This is a genomic window from Pseudomonas sp. LBUM1656 (assembly GCF_059716065.1).
This window is the reverse complement of the sequence record NZ_CP166800.1, coordinates 2975153-2994217: the sequence shown is the minus strand read 5'-3', so window position 1 is coordinate 2994217 and position 19065 is coordinate 2975153. Positions and strand designations below refer to the sequence as shown.

The following is a 19065-nucleotide window of genomic DNA, read 5'->3' as shown; positions in this document are numbered from 1 at the left end:
GTTAAAGCGCCTTGGTCCAGAACAGCATGCGGCCATGGGCCGGGTCGAACATGCCGGGCGCAAAACCGAACTTGCCGTAAGACGCCTGCGCGACGGCATTGCCCTCAAGCACTTCCAGGGTGATCTTGCAGCAGCCCCGTTGCCGGGCGATGTCCTCAACCTTTTGCAGCATCTTCTGGCTCAGCCCCAGTCCGCGAAATTTCGGCGCTACGGACACATCGTGCACGTTGACCAGCGGCCGGCAGGCAAACGTCGAGAAACCTTCAAAGCAATTGACCAGCCCGGCCGGTTCGCCACGGACAAACGCCAGTACGCTGAACGCATGGGGACGCTTGGCCAGTTCCCCCGGCAGTTGTTGCAGAGTGTCTTCGGGCAATGGCTGACCGCCGCCCATCGGGTCTTCGGCGTACGCATTGAGCACCACACCGATGGCCTCGGCATGCAGCGGATTGGTGTAGCTGGCTTGAAGTACCAGAATTTCTGCGGATTCCATTTCCATCGTCAACGTCCCGTCAAGTTGTCCCGGCGCGTCTCTCGCGCCGGGAGGTCGACGGACATTATCGCGAGGCGCAATTGTCGACAACCCGAACTTGCCTCAAACGCCCCAGATCAGCGCTTCGGTCCAGCCCAATTCGGCAAAATCCTCGGCTCTCAGGCGTGACTCACCGGCACAAAAAAACTCGTCCAGTTGCGGCGGTTTGACCGACGTACCGCTGAGCATCGCGTGCACCTGACCGCGGTGATGGAGCTGGTGCTCGAACAAGTGCGACAGCAGGCGCAAACGGCTGTCGTGTTGCGGCGTGTCGCGGGCGATGGTCACGATTTGCCCCAGTTCGGCATCGCGAAGTTGTTCGCAGTAGGCAATCAGGCGACGGTCGACATGCGCTTGTTCACGCTGCAGATCGGCGGCTGCCGAGAACGGTTCGTCCTCGGTGAAGAACACATAGCAATCAGGGTGCGGATCGTCACCGCGCAACTCCCGCTCCAGCGCATCCACGTAGAACCAGTCGCAGGTCAATATATGGTTGAGGGTGGCAATGAGACTTGGGAAGAAGCTGACGCGCGGTGCCGCCAGTTCGGCCGGGGTCAACCGATTCCAGGCCTTGGCGAGTCGGTAATTGGCCCAGGCATTCTGATAAGCCATGGTCAGCAAATGATGGGACAGGGGCTGATTCATCTTCGCGGCTCCCGGTTATTAGGCTTCGGCGAAACGTTGCAGCTGCATTTCCTGTAATCGGCTTAACGTGCGGCGGAACGGAAATTCCAGATAACCCTCGGTGTACAGCGCCGCCATCGGCACCTGCGCTTCCAGGTACAAAGGCACCTTGCGGTCGTAGCACTCGTCCACCAGGGCGATGAAACGCCGGACACCGTCGTCATGCACCGACAATTGCGGCAGCTCGCGATCACCGGCCACGACACGCTCGGCCCCGTCTTCGGTGCCTCGGGCGATGCGTCCTTCGCGTTTCTGCGCGCTGAGGTTGGGCACGTCACTCAACAGAATAGCGCTGAAGGTGTCGCACAGCGCCATGAAGTCCATGGCGGCGAACGGTTGTTCGCACAGGTCGGCGTAGCGGCACCAGAGCACCGTCGAACTGGCTTGCACCACGTTGATCGACCGATAACCAACCGTGATCGGCTCGCTGGACGTTGACTGCCCAACGGTCAACGCCTTGAACACTTCACTGAGCGCGCTGGGTTGCCCGGAATCCGCCACCCAATAACGTTGCAGGCTCGCGCCCGGATGCAGGCGATGGTCTTCGCTGCCATCCACCGCGACCACTTGCATGTGCTGTTTGATCGCCTCGATGGCGGGCACAAAACGGTCGCGGTTGAAGCCATCGGCGTACAACTGGTCCGGCGGCTGATTGGAAGTGCAGACCACCACCACACCCTGCTCGAACATCACTTGAAACAAACGCCCGAGAATGATCGCGTCGCCAATGTCGTTGACGAACAGCTCATCGAAACACAACACCCGCACTTCTTCGCTCAGCTCTCGGGCCAGCGCCTTCAAGGGGTCGGCGGTGCCGGTCAGCTGGAACGAGCGCTGATGCACCCAGCCCATGAAATGGTGGAAGTGTTGGCGCCGCGCCGGGACCTTGATGGTTTGGTAGAACTGGTCCATCAACCAGGTCTTGCCCCGCCCGACCGGGCCCCAAAGGTAAACGCCGGTGACCGGCGTGCGCCCTTCATGCAAGGCTTCGTGGCATTTTTGCAGCGCCCACACGGCATGTTCCTGGGCTTCGTCCTGGACGAAGCCCTTTTGTTCGATGGCGTGTTGCCAGGCGCTTAGGGGAGAGTCGACATTCATGCGCGGGAGTATACGTGCCTTATGTAGCAGCTGCCGCAGGCTGCGTTCGATCGTGAAGCGGTCGCAAATTCAGGCACTACGGTCTGTCAGATAATCTGCGGGACCCGGATTTACGACTGCTGCGCAGCCGAACGCAGCCTTCGGCAGCTGCTACAAAGGTTGCGTTCGGGTTATAGAGAGATGTCTAGCCGGGCGATCTTGCCCTGATCATTGAGACGGAACATGTAACGCAGTTCCAGGGGGCTGCCGGGAAAGGTCCCGGAAATCAGGTTGTGCACCAGCACTTTGCCGGTGCGCAGCTGAACGTCGAGCACTTCGACCCGGGGTTCATAACGTTGCGCAGTGTCTTGCATCCACTGGGCGATGGCTTGGGTGCCGATCCGGTGCTGGCCCTCATCGAACACGTTGGCATCCTCAGCGAAAAAACTGCCGACCCGCGAGGTGTCGCGGGCATTGGCGGCAGCAATGTAGGCGGCAATGGCGGGGGCCAGTGAAGAGGCTGGATTGGACATGGTTACGGCTCCTTGTTGTTTGGTTCTGGAGCCATGCTAGAACAGGTCTGTGTCAGTTCTTGTCAGGAGTGAAACGCCCGGCTTCATCCACTTGCATTTGCTTGCGCCAGGTGCGCAACAGGTCGCTGCGCCGCCCCGGATAACGCCCGCCCTGTTCATGGGCGGCGGAAATCCGGTCTGTGCGAAACGTGCGATAGGCTCCGCGCAATTCACACCAGGCGACAATGATCCGCACTTCATTGAGAAAGCCCAGCGCCAGTGGCCAGATCAGCCGCTGACTGGGCACTTGATGGGCGTCTGCATAGTCTATGCTCAGCCTGGACTGGTCGCGGATGGCTTGGCGAAACACACTCAACGGTACTGCATTTTGCGGATAACCGTAGCCACGCGGGCCCGGCAGCACCGTCGGGTTGCGCAACGCGTCCTGAGCTTCAGGCGCCAACACCGCAGCAATCTTCGCCAGGGCGTCGGCCGCGGCTTTGCTCAACACCTCATCGCCACGCTGATCGACGTAACGCAATCCGAGCACGATGGCTTCGGTTTCGTCAGCATTGAGCATCAAGGGCGGCAGGAACAGACCGCTGCGCAACACGTAGCCGACCCCTGCTTCGCCGAATATCGGTGCGCCCAGTGCGGTCAGCTCGGCGATGTCGCGGTACAGCGTGCGTTCGGAAATCTCTAGCTCGCCGGCAAGCACCGCAGCCGTGGCCGGACGACTTTTGCCTCGCAGCACTTGCAGCAACGTGAGTAAACGAGTGGTACGCGACACTATTTGTAGGCTCTTTCCTGAAAGTCGTCGGAGCTTAGCAGAGGCTGCTGTCAGAAACTGGCAGTAGAAAAATCTCCAGTGGTCGGCCCGTTTGCCCTGAATGAAAAAGCACCTTGACGGCCAATATTACTCGCATCATATTAAATACATGTTGCTAGACATTTAAATTCATCCCGGCGTCGTTCTTCAGGAGTCACCTCATGCATTACAAAGTCTTCGGCCGCAAAACCGGATTGCGGGTTTCGGAACTGGCGCTCGGCGCCGGTAATTTCGGCACCGGCTGGGGCCATGGCGCCGAGCGTGATGAAGCCAAGCGCATTTTCGACGGTTACCTGGAAGCCGGCGGCAACTTCATCGACACCGCCAACGGTTATCAGGCCGGCCAGTCGGAAGCCATGCTCAGCGAGTTCATCGCGCCGGAACGGGATCGTCTGGTCATCGCCACCAAATACACCATGGGTACTACGCCCGCCGCAGGCATTTCCCACACCGGCAACAGCCGCAAAAACATGGTTCGCGCCGTAGAAGAGAGCCTGAAACGGCTCAACATCGATCACATCGACCTGTTCTGGGCACACATCAGCGACGGCGTGACGCCGATGGAAGAAATTCTGCGTGGCTTCGACGATCTGGTGCGCGCCGGCAAGATTCACTACGCCGGGCTGTCGAACTTCCCGGCCTGGCGCATCGCTCGCGCCGACGTGCTGGCCGAAGTACGTGGCTTTGCGCCGATTGCAGCCATTCAGGCCGAATACAGTCTGGCCGAACGCACCGCAGAACGAGAATTGCTGCCGATGGCCGAAGCGCTGGGGCTGGCCGCTACTATTTGGTCGCCTTTGGGTGGTGGGTTCCTCACGGGCAAGTACCGCAGCAATGATGAAAACAACCGCGCCGCCAAACTCGGCATGCTGATCCACACCGAGAAAAGCGCCCACGAAACCGCCCTGCTCGACACGTTGCTCGCGGTGGCGACTGAACTTGGAGCCACGCCGACCCACGTCGCCATTGCATGGCTGCGGGAAAAGGCCAAGCGCTCGACGACGGCGTTGATTCCGATCCTGGGTTCGCGGACGCGTGAGCAACTGGATGCGACGTTGGGCGCGCTGGAGGTGCATTTAAGCGCTGAGCAACTGTCGAGGCTTGATGAGGTCAGCGGCGTGCCGAAGGGTGTACCGCATGAAACGATTGCCGGTTCGGCAGCGCGGTATACCGGGGCTGAGACCCTCGATCTGCCAATTATCCCGGTCGCCTGACACAGATCCAAACGTGGGAGCGGGCTTGCTCGCGAAGGGGCCCTGTCAGTCAACTTCAATGTTGAATGTTAGACCGCTTTCGCGAGCAAGCCCGCTCCCACATTGTTTTGTGTTTTACCGGTCGACTTTGTGTCTGGCCGCATACAGGCACAGCATCTCCATCGCCAACGTCGCCGCTGCCAGTGAGGTAATGTCCGCATGGTCGTAGGCCGGCGCCACTTCCACCACGTCCATGCCCACCAGATTGATCCCGCGCAATCCACCGAGAATTTCCAGCGCCTGCACTGTGCTCAAGCCACCGCACACGGGCGTTCCGGTGCCCGGTGCGAACGCCGGGTCGAGACAGTCGATGTCGAACGTCAGGTACACCGGGTTATCCCCTACCCGCGCCCGAATCGCCTCGACAATCGCCTCACACCCTTTCCGATGCACGTGCCGCGCATCCAGCACCTGAAAACCCTGGTTGTCATCATTGGTGGTACGCAAACCGATCTGCACCGAGCGCGACGGATCCACCAGACCTTCCTTCGCTGCGTGCCAGAACATCGTGCCGTGATCGACACGCTTGCCCTCTTCGTCCGGCCAGGTATCGCTGTGCGCATCGAAGTGAATCAACGACAGCGGACCATGTTTGCGCGCATGGGCCTTGAGCAGCGGATAGCTGATGAAGTGGTCGCCGCCGAACGTCAGCATCGCGCAACCGCCGTTCAGGATGTGCTCGGCGTGGGCCTCGATACTTTCAGGCACCGAGTGCGGCGAGCCGTAATCGAAGTCGCAGTCGCCGTAGTCGATGACCGCCAGATGATCGAACGGGTCAAAGGTCCACGGCCAGTGGCGTTCCCAGGCAATCCCGGTAGACGCGGCGCGAATGCCGCGCGGTCCGAAGCGCGCGCCGGGACGGTTGCTGGTGGCGGTGTCGAAGGGCACGCCGCTGACCACCACGTCGACGCCGCGCAAATCACGACTGTAGCGACGGCGCATGAAACTGGTGATACCGGCGTAGGTGCTTTCGGCGGCAGTACCAAAGAGGCTGTCGCGGGTGATGGCCTGATCGTTTTGCATCGGGACGTCCATGGATTTCTCCTTTTTATTTATTGGCGGCTACGGAAAGCGGTCCACAGGCGAGTGCGCGAACGCATGTCCTTGAGGCTCATGCTGCGGTCGGCGTACAGCCGTTCGCGAGTGTCGGCCAGTGGGTAGATGTCCGGGTCGGTGCGCACGGCTTCGTCCACCAACGGGGTCGCTGCCTGGTTGGCTGTGGCAAAGAACAACGTGTTGGTCAGCGCCGCCACGGATTCGGGGCGCAGCATGAATTCGATGAATGCCCGGGCCGCTTCGGGGTGTGGCGCGTCCTTGGGAATCGCCAGGTTGTCCTGCCAGACCAGCGTGCCCTCCTTCGGAATACGGTAGGCCACCTCGTACGGCTTGTTGGCCTTGCGCGCCTGGTCGGCGGCCATGCTGGCGTCACCGTTGTAGGTCAAGGCCAGGCACACGCTGCCATTGGCCAGATCGCTGATCTGCCGCCCGGTGGCGACGTACAGCACATTGGGTTGCAACTGATGCAACAACGCCTCGGCGGCTGTCAGATCAGCCTTGTCGGTGCTGTAGGGATCTTTACCGAGATAGTGCAATGCCAGGCCGATCACCTCTTGCGGCGAATCGAGAATCGCAATGCCGCAGTCCTTGAGCTTGCTGGCGTATTGCGGCTTGAACAGCAAATCGAGGCTGTTGAGTGGCACACCCGGCAAGCGCTTTTGTACCGCTTCGACGTTCATCCCCAAACCCAACGTGCCCCAGGTATACGGCACGCCAAAACGATTGCCGGGGTCGACGGCAGCGAGTTTTTCCAACAGGTCAGGATCGAGGTTGGCGTAGCCCTTGAGCCCTTCGTGCGGAATTTCCTTCAGCGCACCGGCCGCCAAACCACGAGCCAATACGCTGGATGACGGCACCACCACGTCATAGCCGCTGCCGCCGGTGAGCAGTTTGGTTTCCAGCACTTCCGAAGAATCGAACGTGTCGTAACGCACGTGAATGCCGGTTTCCTTTTCGAAACGCTGCAAGGTTTCAGGCGCCACGTAGTCGGCCCAACTGTAGAGGTTGAGGGTCTTTTCCTCAGCCTGGGCCGACGCGGCCATGGCGAGGAACAGCGCGGGTAAACACAGTTTGAATGCGGGAGCCATGACGAACACCTGACCAGAGGAAGTGGTTGCAGCGTGCGCGCTCGGATACATTGGCGAAATATCAAGTTTGTTAACCTGACTTTATTGCGGAGTAATGTTTGATGCTCGGTCAACTCCACGACCTCGACCTGCAACTGCTGCGCTTGTTTGTCCGCGTGGTGGAATGCGGCGGGTTCAGCGCAGCGCAAGGCGAACTGGGTTTGAGCCAGTCGAGCATCAGCCAGCAAATGGCCAAACTCGAAACCCGGCTCGGCTATCGCTTGTGCAGTCGCGGCAAGGGGGGATTCAGGATCACGCCCAAGGGCGAGCAGTTGCTGAGCGCGACACGCGGGTTGTTTGAATCCATCGAAGCGTTTCGTCATCAATCCAACGGCGTAGCGGGACGGTTGATCGGCGAAGTGCGCTTGGGCTTGTCCGAAGCCCTCGACCAATCGGTGCTGCAAAAGGTGGCGGATGCGATCCGGCGTTTTCGTGAGCGTGACGAGTCCGTGCGTATCGAGTTGATGAGCGCCATGCCCGGCGAAATGGAACGCCTGCTGCTGCAACAACGACTGGACCTGGCAATCGGCTATTTCTCCCAGGTGCAAAGCGCGTTTGACTACCGCGAACTGTTCAGCGAAACCCAACACCTGTATTGCGCCCCCGGGCATCCGCTGTTCACCGACGATGCGCCGGATGATCTGGCATTGCAGGCGTGTGACCGGGTTGATCACCCTTATCGTTTCCTGCGCAGCGACGAGCCGTTTCAAGGCAAATTATGTTCGGCACGGTCCGAGCAGGTCGAAGGCACCCTCGCCTTCGTACTGTCCGGTAAACACGTCGGTTATTTGCCCAGTCACTTTGCCCGTAGCTGGGAAGACAAAGGCTTGCTGCGCGCCGTGCGCCGGGATCACATGAGTTTTGATGTGGCGTTTCATCTGGCGCGCCATCGCGCTCAAGTACCGGGGGATGCGCAGAAGGCGTTTGAAGAAGACCTCCTCGCCGCGTTCGCCTGAAGAACACTTCACTCCCACAGGTTTGGTGTAAGTCCGAGATAAGGTTCCGACAACGTAATCTTTCTGGCATCCTGCGCCTCCATTTTTTGACCTGGCCCCTGGCGCTTTCCTCGTGACCTCTTCCGAACACGCAAAACCCCAGCCCCGTTCCGACCTGATCTACGGCCTCGACGACCGCCCGCATCTCACCGCCACGGTCTTCGCCGCCCTGCAACACGTACTGGCGAGTTTCGTCGGGATCATCACGCCAACCTTGATCATGGGCGGTGCCCTCGGTCTGCAAAGCGAAGTGCCTTACCTGATCAGCATGGCGCTGTTTGTCTCGGGCCTGGGCACCTTTGTTCAGGCGCGGCGCTTCGGTCCAATTGGTTCGGGCCTGTTGTGCCTGCAAGGCACCAGTTTCTCGTTCATCAGCGTGATCCTCAGCGCCGGGTTCATGGTCAAGGCCCGGGGTGGCGGCACCGATGAAATTCTCTCGACGATCTTCGGCGTGTGCTTTTTCGCCGCCTTCATCGAAGTGGTGTTGAGCCAGTTCATTGGCAAGCTGCGGATGCTGATTACGCCCGTGGTGACCGGCACCATCATCACCCTCATGGGCCTGTCGCTGATCAAGGTCGCCATGACCGACATCGCCGGCGGCTTCGGTGCTGCGGACCTTGGCGCAGCCAGTCATCTGGCGTTGGCGGCGCTGGTGCTTGGCACGATCGTGGTGCTGAACCGGGTCGATGTGCCGTTCCTGCGCCTGGGGGCAATCGTGATTGGCCTGACGTTGGGTTATGTCGTCGCCTGGCTGATGGGCGACGTCAATTTCGCCAGCCTGCCCGACGTGCCGTTGATGAGCGTGCCGGTGCCGTTCAAGTACGGCTTCAATTTCGACTGGGTCGCGTTTGTGCCGGTGGCGGTGATTTTCCTGGTGTCGCCGCTGGAAGCCGCTGGCGACCTCACCGCCAACTCGATGATTTCCCGGCAACCGGTCAAAGGCCCGATCTACATCCGCCGGATCAAGTCCGGCCTGCTCGCCGACGGCCTCAACTCGGCCATGGCGGCGGTGTTCAACAGCATGCCGATGGTGACCTTCGCGCAGAACAACGGCGTGATCCAGCTCACCGGCGTGGCCAGCCGTTACGTGGCGTTTTTCATCGCCGGTCTGTTGGTGCTGCTGGGGCTGTTCCCGATGATCGGCGCGGTGCTGCAATTGATGCCCAAACCGGTACTCGGCGGCGCGGAACTGGTGATGTTCGGCACCGTGGCGGTGGCCGGGATCAAGATCCTCGCCGAAGCCGGTTTGCATCGACGCAACATGCTGATCGTGGCGATTTCCATCGGCATGGGGCTAGGGGTCGCGGCGGTGCCGGAAGTGCTGCGTGAGCTGCCGAAAGCGCTGCACAACATCTTTGAATCACCGATCACCGTCGGGGCGTTGTGCGCTATCGTGCTGAATATCTTCCTGCCCGAGGAATTCATCGAGCTGGAAGAGGACGATTTCGACCCTGAAGCTTCAATCCTCCAGGTCATGGAAAACCCGGATGTGCCGGCCAAAGGTGAACCGGCGCGGCCTGCGGCGGCCGCACAGTTGAACCGCTAGAAAGGCTCGAGGGCTGAGCCGCTGGCGGTTCAGCCCTTTTCTACACGAGAGCTTGTCCATGCGCAGCGTCAACGCGGTCCTCCTTTCCCTGCTGTTGCTCTCCCTGAGCGCCTGCGCCCTCTTCCCCCATCGCGACCCGTTGAACATCAATGTGGTCGGCATCGAGCCACTGCAGAGCCAGGACATGGAAGTGCGCTTTGCCGTGAAGATTCGCGTGCAAAACCCTAACGAAACGCCAATCGAGTACAACGGCGTGGCGCTGGACCTGGAGGTCAATGGCCAGCCGCTGGCTTCCGGTGTCAGCGATCAGTCGGGCTCGATTGCACGCTTTTCCGAAACCGTGCTGAGCGTGCCGGTGAGCGCGAGGTAAGAGCGCGAAGGTCGCGCTCATTGCCTGCATGCGTGTACTGCTGATTAGGCTGAATGCAATGTTGCGAGATGGCACCGAGTGGCGGTGACGAATGGCATGGTGAAGACAGTTGCTCCCACATTAGTCATGTGTTGAAGCGCACGCCGGGTCTGGCGCGTTCGTCGACAGTCAGTTCAAACACATCCGGGCGCGCGTAGTGACCGACCACGTCGAAGTCGTAACGTGCGCGGATCAAGTCATCGGTGTCGATTTCAGCGGTGAGCAACCCCGGTCCGTCTCGCAATGGCCCCGCCAGAAGGTCACCCATGGGCCCGACAATCACACTCCCACCCGCAATCAGCGGCCGATCCGCCGGCCAGTTGGCGATCTCCACGCCCAAGGCCTGCGGTGAATCCTGAACCTGACACGCGCTGACCACGAAGCAGCGTCCTTCATGGGCGATGTGGCGCATGCTGACCTGCCACATTTCCCGCTCATCCACCGTCGGCGCGCACCAGACCTCGATGCCTTTGGCGTACATCGCGGTGCGCAGCAGCGGCATCATGTTTTCCCAGCACACCACCGCGCCGATCCGCCCGACCTGGCTGTCGATCACCGGCAACGTCGAGCCGTCGCCCTTGCCCCAGATCAAGCGTTCGGTGCCGGTGGGCATCAGTTTGCGATGCTTGGCGACCAGTCCGGACTGCGGATCGAACAGCAACGCCGTGCAATGCAACGTGCTGCCGGCCCGCTCGATCACGCCGATCACCAGATTGGCCCCAGTACGAGCCGACAGCCCGGCCAGCGCTTCAGTCTCGGCGCCAGGCACGTCGATGGCATTGGCAAAATACCGGGCAAACGCTTCGCGTCCTTCCGGCAAGCGGTAGCCCAGTTGCGTGCCAAAATTCTCGCCTTTGGGGTACCCCCCCAGCAATGCCTCAGGCATGACCACCAGCGCGGCGCCGGATTCGATAATCGCGTGTTCCCACGCAAGGATCTGTTCAAGGGTCTCGGCCTTGCCGCCGGGCAAGGCGCCGATTTGCAACGCTGCAACAATGGACTTGGGCATGGCGGTCACTCCGAAAGCAATGAGATGTTGCCCATTCTCCTGCGCCACGGGATCATGAATAAAGCCCGATTCACTGCTGAATGATATGAGCCTTATGAATATCGCCACCGTTGACCTCAACCTGCTCAAAGTCTTCGAAGCGCTGCATGAAGAGTCCAGCGCCAGCCGTGCGGCGTTGCGCCTGGGCGTGACGCAATCGGCCGTCAGCGCAGCGTTGCGAAGGCTTCGCGAGCTGTATGGCGATCAACTGTTCGTGCGCACTGGCCGTGGCTTGGCACCGACGCTCAGGGCCAACCAGTTGAAACCGGTGGTGAGTGACGCGCTGAACAAATGCCGTCAGAGCCTGGCGATGGTCGATCCGGCGGCCAATCATTACGATGGACGCTCGGTCACCGTGGGATTGTCGGATGATTTCGAAATCGCCTACGGTCGGCGGTTGATCGAGGCCATTGCCCGCAGTGCGCCGAAGTTGCGCCTGATCTTTCGGCAGACGCACAGCCAGATCGTCGCTCAGGCGCTGATGGAGCGCAGCATCGATCTGGCCATCACCGCGGGTGGGTTCACCGAGCGATTGCTCAGCCGTCAGGTGCTGGGTGAAGGGGGTTATCTGTGCCTGGTGGATCCGCTCAGCCTGGCGCCGGGGCAACAGACAATCACGCTAGAGGAGTTCGTCGCCCGCGAGCACATTCTGGTGTCATCGGGCGGCTTTATCGGGATCACCGATGAGGGCTTGGCATCGTTGGGACTGAATCGGCGGGTGTGCGCCTCGACCACGCACTTTGCGGCGTTGCCACACCTGCTCAAGGGCAGTCAGGCGGTGGCGACCATTCCTGCCCACGCCGCTGAAAGTATTGCGGCGCTCTGCGGACTGGCGCTGCTGCCCTGCCCTCTGGACTTGCCGCGTTACCCGATCGAACTGGGCTGGCGCACCAGCACGCAGCTCGATCCGGTGGTATTGAAAGTGCGCGAGGCCATTGTCGCAAGTTTTGCCTGAGGCTGGCCTTACTTGGCGGCCATCAAGCGATTGACTTCACTGCGAACCATGTTCGCAAATTCCGGCGGCGACATGCCGTCAAGTTCGGCACGGACCCATTCCGCCCATTTGCCTTTGCGCTTGGCCCGCTCGCCAAACAACCGCGCGGCCTCGCCCTTGGATTTACCGAGGTTGCTTTGCCAGAGGTCGAACAGACGGGATTTCTCATCTTCAAGCGCGGCGCGCTCAGCCAGGGGTTTGTCGGCCAGATTGAAGCTCATGGGAATTACCTGCTGCGTAAAATAGGCGACATCTTACACTGTAGGAGGAAATGTCCGACTCCGGATTTTTCCTCGGCACACAGTCAATACGAAAATTCGCTGCAACTTTTTCAGTCGCGCAAGACTCCATTGTTCACTGCCCATTTACCTGCAAGGAGTACCCAATGGCCCGGAAAACCGCCGCACAAGTCGCCAATGACCAGATCAAGGATCAGGCATTCAGCGAACTTCAATCCCTGATCGAAGAGTCGGAAAAACTGCTAAAAAGCAGCGCTTCACTGGTGGGTGAGGAAGCAGAAACCCTTCGCGGGCAAATCGCCCAGAAACTGCAGCAGGCCCGGGATTCGGTCACCAGTGTTCGTGATCGCACAAAACCTGTGGTCGACGCGACCGAGACCTACATCGGTGGACATCCATGGCAAACCGTGGCCATCTCCGCCGGTTTCGGCCTGGTGGTCGGGTTGTTGCTGGGCCGTCGTTAAACGGTCCCGCTTCAACAGCAACACAACAAAAAGGCGAGCATTGCGCTCGCCTTTTTCATGTCCGCGTTTTGCTCAGATCTCAGAGCCCTGCCAGTTCTCGCAGGTTCGCCAATGTTTGAGCATCCAGTTGAATGCCTTGGGCGTTCGACTTGGTTCGCTGGTGGTGACGTCGATCTCCCGGCAGTCGCTTGAGCCCCACGCTGTGCATCTGACGGACCAGTTCCTGGCTGCGCTCGGCGAAATTCTGCCCGGCCGCCTTGCTCGGATCGATCACGATCAGCAATTGCCCGGTCCAGGGCGTCTTGGCTCCCGGATGGTTCTTCCAATCGAACTCGAAAGAAAAATTGCCGCCGGTCAGTGCTGCCGCCAACAGTTCAACCATCATCGACAACGCTGAACCCTTGTGTCCCCCAAACGGCAGCAACGCGCCCCCCTCCAGAATCGCCTTCGGGTCCTGAGTCGGCTGGCCAAGACCGTCCACGCCCATGCCCGCTGGCAAGCGTTCACCTTTTTGCGCGGCAATCTGCACATCGCCATGGGCAATGGCGCTGGTGGCCAGGTCAAAGACAATCGGCTCGCCGCCAGCCCGGGGCGCGGCAAAGGCGATCGGGTTGGTGCCAAACAACGGCCGGTCGGCACCGTGGGGCACCACGCACGTCATGCTGTTGACCACGCTCAACGCCACCAGCCCCTCATAGGCAAACGGCTCGACATCCGGCCATAGCGCCGCGAAATGGTGAGAGTTGCGGATCGCCAGCACGGCAATCCCGGCACTGCGGGCTTTTTCCACCAGCAGCGAACGAGCGGCCGTCAGCGCGGGCTGGGCAAAACCATTACCGGCATCCACCCGGACAAAACCCGAGGCTACGTCCTCGACCACTGGCACGGCCTGGCCGTTGACCCAGCCGCTCTTGAGCGTCGAGACATAACCTGGGATACGAAACACGCCATGGCTGTGCGCGCCATCGCGTTCAGCGCCGGCGCAGTTGAGCGCCAGGGTTTTGGCAACATCGGCGGACGTGCCATGGCGCAGGAAAATTTGCTCAAGCAATAGAACGAGCGCGTCGAAATCGAGCGATGGGGTGGTCGAACTGACGGCCACTTCGGGCGTTGCGGTCATCTGAAGCTCCAGTTTTATTATTAAGTACGGGCACCAGGGAAACGAGGTTGCACGGCAACCAAAAGCAGACGTCGATTAAGCGCTGTTTTACCGGCTTCCTGTCAAGTCTCGGCTGTTCGGCTCAAGCAATATGTACCGCACCGAAACGCTCCGCTGACCTTAGTGTTTTTCCTCAACCAAAAACCTGCGCCAGGCCGCTGATCGCAGCACATGAGGAAATACCATGACTGAACCTGTAGAGCCCTACTTTTTCGACGAGGCAGAGCGTGCGTCCAATGCCAAACAGCCCGGTGACCGCGAAAAAGCACTGAACTTCACACTCGCCGACCTGAAATGGTTGAAGCACGTTTACCTGGCTACCCACGCTGCCCGCATCGCGCAAAAAACTCCGATGCACCTCTATCAACTGTTGCTGCAGGTGACGGGCAAACCGGATATTCCACTGGCCGGCGCCTTTGCCATGAGCCGGCCCAACGATGGGGAGGTCACGCTCTACACACCGTGGAAAGGCTTGATCAAGTTCGCGGGCATGGCCGACCTCAAAAGCAAGCTCAAGGAATGGCTGGTGCAGGCCACCGAGAAACGGGAGCTGTTGCGCTTTCTTTCCATCGAACAACGCAGCACTGTACCCGCCGCCACCGCACCCGACATTGCCACCAAAGACATCGAAGGCGCGGTCTTCCAGGACCAGCAACTGACCCTCGATGGCAATCAGGAACAGAACATCAAGACGATGAAGGAGGAACTGCTCAAGACGCCAACGCTGCAATCGATGCTGGACGACACCCTCAAGAACGCGTTGCACAAATCCTTTCCCAAACTGGACCAGCGCCTCACCAAACTGAAGAGCTTCGTGAAGACTGTGTCAGCCTTCGACGGCAACGAAGATCAGCACACGATTTCCTCGATACCGCTGAGCGATGCGCTGCTGCATTTCTACCTGACCAACCAGTGGCCAACCGGCGATTCAAGAGTCTTCGCCAATCCGGAGCATAGCGTGAGCAGCGACGCTGATAACGAAGCGTGGGAAAGCGCGGTGAAGAAGATCGCACAGAGCTTTACGCCGCACTTGCAACGCCTGCTCTCCTTGTTCTGGAACACCTCCATGAGCCTTGGCCTCACACGCCTGGAGTTTTTCACCGAAGGCTTGCGCGACATCTTCCACACGAAGTTGCTTCACCAGCGCCAGAACGGGATTTTAACGACACAGGAATACCTGCGACTGATGAAGGTCAGCCTCCCGCCCGACGCGCACGATCCCCTTCGCATCGAGAAAGTGCTTGTGTCCGCGCCCTTCAAGCACTTTGCGGAGCTGGCCTCGACCTTGATAATCGGGGGCACCAACACCTTGGGTTTTCTGTACACCCACTCCAGAGGCATCGAAGCGACGAGCAATCTGCCGGCGGTCAAGAAAATCGTGCTGGACATGATGAAAACCGAAGGGCATGAAGACACGCTGCTCAATTTCATGTCGCTGGGCGAACGCGCCACCTTTCTAGCCTTGGAGCCAGTTGAGCGCCTGATTGAAGGCAAACCGGTCATCGGCCCGGTATTTAAACATTTGATGGTCGACATCCTTGGCAAGCAGCAGGACAACCTGTCCCATGCGCTGAGCCGTTTTCGCGAAAGCGAAGGTACGATCGACGCCCATTCCTTGCTCGACAATGCGCTGGATGTCCGGGGATTGATCGATGACCGACTGTTAACGCCCGAACCCTCGGGCCGCTGGAGTACACGAGTAGATCGAGGCTGGGGCGCGCGACCAGCCACTATGCGCGCCGAGTCGGCCAAAGGGGAGCTATCGCTCCTCGACTCTGTCGAGCAGGCGCTCGATCAAGTTCTTGAAAAGCATCCGGTCATCTCCACGACAACCCGCTCCTTCGCCGACGCGGAGCGTGTCCTGAGTTCTTCCGTGGCGAGACTGCAATCGAATTTCACTCACACGCTGTCAACGGCATTGCGCAGTGAACTGAAGCTGCGTGCTGTCACGCGCACTCTGGGCACGACGGAACAGGCCATCATCAAAACCGTGCTCGATAACCCGACACACCAGCAGCGAGCGCCATTGAACGGTTTTTTTCCGGAGGTTTTTTCCCTCGCATTGAAGGCCGGCGACGCAGCGGTTCCGTTGAAACTGGCCAGTTGTTTTGTCCTGACTGAACGAGGCGGCCTGGACCCGGTGCATTCGGGCAAAGCGATTTTGTGGACGCCCGCGCTAGGGTTTGAAGCCTTCAAGGCGTTGACACCGTTGCTGACCGAACTCGGAGGACGCCTCGCAGACGTCAACCATCGCACGATGCTCCTGGAGAACCTTGGCCGCAGGGAGCGATTGCCTGGCTTGACTTACACGTTGGCGCCCCTGCAGCGGGTCTACGGGCATTTTCTGGATTATCTGCAAAAACCCTATGTACGTCTGGACTCGTCGTGCCTGACCGATGCGCTGGCGACGAAGCTCTCCGCCACGCCGCTGACCAGCCTCCTGAATCTCGTGTCGCTGCGTAAGCCGATGACCGGGCTCGACCGTGCGGTCGACATTGCGCGGTCACTGACGACGCAACAAAAACTGCCGGCATGGCTGGCCCAGGCGCCCGTCAAAGACCTGATCCTGCATGCCGAGTTGCTTCAGCAATACGTCAACAACGTTAAAAACGACCAGGATTACCTGACCGGCATACGCTCACTGCAACGCACGGCACACCATGAACTGGAAAAACAGCTCAAGGCCGACACCTTCAACATCAATCCGGACAACGTCCAGGTCCAGACAAGCGCCCGACCGACATCCGCAGCGCGCACTCAAACCCTGACTGACTTTGCTTTGACTCACCTCAACGAGCTGGATCATCTCCAACTCAAACTGGTGTCTCTGGATACCACCGTGATTCCCGAGGGAATGGACGAACGCTACGTCAAAGACCTGATACGAAACCTGAAACCGGGCGAGCATCAGCAGAAATTACTGAGCGAAGCCTTGGCAGACACCACGGCCAACGCGGAGCGCAGAAAGCGGTTTTATACACAATTACCCTGGCAGTTGATGCATTACGCCCACTCGGAAAAATTGCAGGAGCGCCTGAGCGACACTGGGTTTGATCTGATCCGGCAGGTCATGGACATGCCTGACGCCATCGCCCGCGCAGCTATAGACGGTGCCCACGCGATCATCCGCCCGCTTGAGTTTTTGGGGATCAAGAGTGACCAGACAATCAAAGTGCCGGGTGTTTACCTGATCGGCTCATCGGCTGATCGCGCCGCACCCCAGGTGCTGATTGCGCCTCACAGCCCTCGGCACGGGGTGAAGGAATATGAAAACGAAGCCCAACTGCTGACTGAACTGAAGACTCGCGGACCGCTGCTCGACTGGCTACTCCTGAACCTGCCGAACCCTGACCGGATACTGCTGGAAACCCGGATGGCGACGGCCAGTCAACGCGTTGCCAGGGCCACGCCGGTCAACACCGTTAATCGCATCACCGAGACCACGCTGGCGTCCGTTCCGATCAAGGGGAATCTGTTCAAACATCTGCTCCATGACAACGCTGCGTTGCTAGGCCGATTGCTCGGTTGCCAGTCCGATGACAAACGAGAGGGCGAATGGGCAACCATCAAACATGTACTGGGCGAAGACCTGCACGCGGTCTATACATTTTTCATGGGCAAACTCGACTACCCGGAGACGGTGTGGCGCAGCTACCGCCAAATCAAGCAATCTGCCGAAGACCTGCAAACCCATAAATGGGGCGCCGCCATAAAAGAATTCATCAGTGGCATGGCTGAACTCTCCACGCTACGCCAATCACTGGGGGATGAAACGCTGCTGTCTTCGACTCCCGCCACACCGGTGGCCGAGAAAGATACGAAAACGCCCGATACCCGGCTCAAATGGAAGGACATCGACGTCACCGCCCCCGATCGCACGAAATTGAAACGCCATGAAAGCATCAATGTCGATTTGGGTTCGCTGACATCAGACGCAACGCTTGGGCTCTACACCCATTCGACGACAAAACAACATTACGGACCGGTTGAAGGAAAGGTGTATCCGGTCGTGAAGCGCGGCACACACTGGCGTATCGGCGACACAAACACCCGTGGCCCGCTTATGCGCCAGAACGGATCGAAACAATGGGTGCTTGATGGACCCAAGTCGGCGCCTCGCTTCAGCCTGTTCGGACGATTGGAGGCCGCAAACTCGGTTTTTCAGGGCATGAACGTCGAAGCCACAGGAATGTCCGCCATCCGAAGACAGTTTCCGCAAAGAGCCCGTCAGATTGACGAAGCGCTCGACTTGGCAACGACCTATGCCTGGAACAGCTTTCGAAATCTGCAGCTGCTGAAGGCTTCCGACGACACCGTCACTCCCGTGCATCAACTCGTCATGGATTTCATGGGTGTGCAAGAAGTGCTGCCAGCGCATGTCGAGAAGATCGAAAAGGTCGTCGGCGACGTTTTCACAGCGCTGCTGGAGCCCTCACTCAGAAAGCCGAAGTCCAGCCGTTTTGCGGTCGGCCGGGTGACCGAAGATGCACAAAACACATTTGCTTTCATCGTGGCTTCAGACGCAAACCGCAGAATTCACCTCGCAGAAAGGTTCTTCGATCCCAGATTCGAACACTACCGCCAGCATCTTACCGACACGGCCTTCCCGATCCACACCCATGCCCGAGCGGTGACCTTGATTCATGAACTGTCGCACATGGCCTGTAAAACCGAGGACGTTTCTTACCTCGATCCTGGCAGACCGTTCACCGACCTGATTGGAACAGCCACCCCTACTGCTACTGAACTAAAAAGCGCCTTGACCGACGCCCAGACCACGGCACTCTCGATCAAAACGCCGATGACCCAGCTGTTCATGACCAGGGATCCTGATACCGGTGTATGGGAGGATCCGGGCAGTACGTCTTATGAAAATACTGACCGGGTGAAGGCGCATATTCTGGCGTTGACCGGCGCCGAAAACCTGAGTGGTGCCCGCCACACTTTTAAAAAAGATCCACTGGTCAGGCTGGCCGTGCAGCTGGGTAATGCCGACAGCGTTGCCTGGTTAGTCAGCCAACTGGGCCGAGAACTGCACGTCAGCACGCCCTGATGTCAAAAATTGTTCTCATTTGATATTTAATTGCCATGACGGCTGTTCTCGCATGCTTCCCCACAAGGTTAGAATGTGGGAAATCAGG

16 protein-coding genes and 2 pseudogenes are annotated in these 19065 nt (G+C 59.4%); 8 read left to right on the top strand and 10 right to left on the bottom strand.

Annotation, left to right across the window (positions count from 1 at the left end; all coding sequences use genetic code 11):
- Nucleotide 1: 1 nt before the first annotated feature.
- The 5 genes from ACA072_RS13710 to ACA072_RS13690 form a co-directional block, all read right to left on the bottom strand.
- A complete protein-coding gene (locus ACA072_RS13710; protein WP_497624987.1) occupies nucleotides 2-493 on the bottom strand; it encodes a GNAT family N-acetyltransferase in 492 nt (163 codons plus the stop codon).
- Between the two features lie 102 nt (nucleotides 494-595).
- Nucleotides 596-1177 (bottom strand): DinB family protein, encoded by a 582-nt coding sequence (locus ACA072_RS13705; RefSeq protein WP_497624758.1) that lies wholly within the window; start codon nucleotides 1175-1177, stop codon nucleotides 596-598.
- An 18-nt stretch (nucleotides 1178-1195) separates the two neighbouring features.
- Nucleotides 1196-2314: a cell division protein ZapE gene (zapE, locus tag ACA072_RS13700; RefSeq protein ID WP_497624757.1), complete on the bottom strand. Its 1119-nt coding sequence runs from the start codon at nucleotides 2312-2314 to the stop codon at nucleotides 1196-1198.
- A gap of 170 nt (nucleotides 2315-2484) precedes the next feature.
- Nucleotides 2485-2826 (bottom strand): nuclear transport factor 2 family protein, encoded by a 342-nt coding sequence (locus ACA072_RS13695; protein ID WP_497624756.1) that lies wholly within the window; start codon nucleotides 2824-2826, stop codon nucleotides 2485-2487.
- A 52-nt stretch (nucleotides 2827-2878) separates the two neighbouring features.
- Nucleotides 2879-3595, bottom strand: a complete 717-nt coding sequence (locus tag ACA072_RS13690; protein ID WP_497624755.1) for a helix-turn-helix transcriptional regulator — start codon at nucleotides 3593-3595, stop codon at nucleotides 2879-2881.
- Nucleotides 3596-3795: 200 nt separating this feature from the next.
- On the opposite strand from ACA072_RS13690, the gene ACA072_RS13685 reads away from it, so the two are divergent.
- On the top strand, nucleotides 3796-4848 hold the full coding sequence (locus ACA072_RS13685; protein WP_497624754.1) for an aldo/keto reductase: 1053 nt from the start codon (nucleotides 3796-3798) through the stop codon (nucleotides 4846-4848).
- A gap of 114 nt (nucleotides 4849-4962) precedes the next feature.
- On the opposite strand, the gene speB is transcribed toward ACA072_RS13685, so the two are convergent.
- Both speB and ACA072_RS13675 read right to left on the bottom strand, forming a co-directional pair.
- The gene (gene speB / locus ACA072_RS13680) at nucleotides 4963-5922 is read right to left on the bottom strand and encodes an agmatinase (RefSeq protein WP_497624753.1); all 960 of its coding nucleotides are present in this window, start codon (nucleotides 5920-5922) and stop codon (nucleotides 4963-4965) included.
- Nucleotides 5923-5939: 17 nt separating this feature from the next.
- Nucleotides 5940-7031 (bottom strand): polyamine ABC transporter substrate-binding protein, encoded by a 1092-nt coding sequence (locus tag ACA072_RS13675; RefSeq protein ID WP_497624752.1) that lies wholly within the window; start codon nucleotides 7029-7031, stop codon nucleotides 5940-5942.
- A gap of 101 nt (nucleotides 7032-7132) precedes the next feature.
- Between ACA072_RS13675 and ACA072_RS13670 the strand changes: the two genes are divergently transcribed.
- The 4 genes and pseudogenes from ACA072_RS13670 to ACA072_RS13655 all read left to right on the top strand — a co-directional run.
- Nucleotides 7133-8026, top strand: a complete 894-nt coding sequence (locus tag ACA072_RS13670; protein ID WP_497624751.1) for a LysR family transcriptional regulator — start codon at nucleotides 7133-7135, stop codon at nucleotides 8024-8026.
- A gap of 112 nt (nucleotides 8027-8138) precedes the next feature.
- Nucleotides 8139-9611, top strand: coding sequence for a nucleobase:cation symporter-2 family protein (locus ACA072_RS13665; protein WP_497624750.1), 1473 nt, complete (start codon nucleotides 8139-8141; stop codon nucleotides 9609-9611).
- Between the two features lie 58 nt (nucleotides 9612-9669).
- Nucleotides 9670-9972, top strand: a pseudogene (locus ACA072_RS13660) (LEA/WHy family protein); the annotation flags it as partial.
- Nucleotides 9971-10069 (top strand): annotated as a pseudogene (locus ACA072_RS13655) (IS110 family transposase); the annotation flags it as partial. The pseudogenes ACA072_RS13660 and ACA072_RS13655, both read left to right, overlap by 2 nt.
- Nucleotides 10070-10105: 36 nt before the next feature.
- On the opposite strand, the gene ACA072_RS13650 reads toward ACA072_RS13655, so the two are convergent.
- The gene (locus ACA072_RS13650) at nucleotides 10106-11029 is read right to left on the bottom strand and encodes a carbon-nitrogen hydrolase family protein (RefSeq protein ID WP_497624749.1); all 924 of its coding nucleotides are present in this window, start codon (nucleotides 11027-11029) and stop codon (nucleotides 10106-10108) included.
- Nucleotides 11030-11114: 85 nt separating this feature from the next.
- Here ACA072_RS13650 and ACA072_RS13645 point away from each other — a divergent pair, with 85 nt between their 5' ends.
- Complete coding sequence (locus ACA072_RS13645) at nucleotides 11115-12023, top strand: LysR family transcriptional regulator (RefSeq protein ID WP_497624748.1); 909 nt, start codon at nucleotides 11115-11117, stop codon at nucleotides 12021-12023.
- A gap of 8 nt (nucleotides 12024-12031) precedes the next feature.
- Here ACA072_RS13645 and ACA072_RS13640 read toward each other — a convergent pair whose 3' ends face one another.
- On the bottom strand, nucleotides 12032-12283 hold the full coding sequence (locus ACA072_RS13640) for a hypothetical protein (RefSeq protein ID WP_008155229.1): 252 nt from the start codon (nucleotides 12281-12283) through the stop codon (nucleotides 12032-12034).
- A 164-nt stretch (nucleotides 12284-12447) separates the two neighbouring features.
- Between ACA072_RS13640 and ACA072_RS13635 the strand changes: the two genes are divergently transcribed.
- Entirely contained in the window at nucleotides 12448-12765 is a 318-nt protein-coding gene (locus tag ACA072_RS13635; protein WP_497624747.1) for an ElaB/YgaM/YqjD family protein, read from the top strand.
- 79 nt (nucleotides 12766-12844) lie between these two features.
- Here the strand turns inward: ACA072_RS13635 and ACA072_RS13630 are convergent, their stop codons facing one another.
- Nucleotides 12845-13885: an Ldh family oxidoreductase gene (locus tag ACA072_RS13630; protein WP_497624746.1), complete on the bottom strand. Its 1041-nt coding sequence runs from the start codon at nucleotides 13883-13885 to the stop codon at nucleotides 12845-12847.
- A gap of 223 nt (nucleotides 13886-14108) precedes the next feature.
- On the opposite strand from ACA072_RS13630, the gene ACA072_RS13625 reads away from it, so the two are divergent.
- Nucleotides 14109-18977: a dermonecrotic toxin domain-containing protein gene (locus ACA072_RS13625; protein WP_497624745.1), complete on the top strand. Its 4869-nt coding sequence runs from the start codon at nucleotides 14109-14111 to the stop codon at nucleotides 18975-18977.
- Nucleotides 18978-19065: the final 88 nt, after the last annotated feature.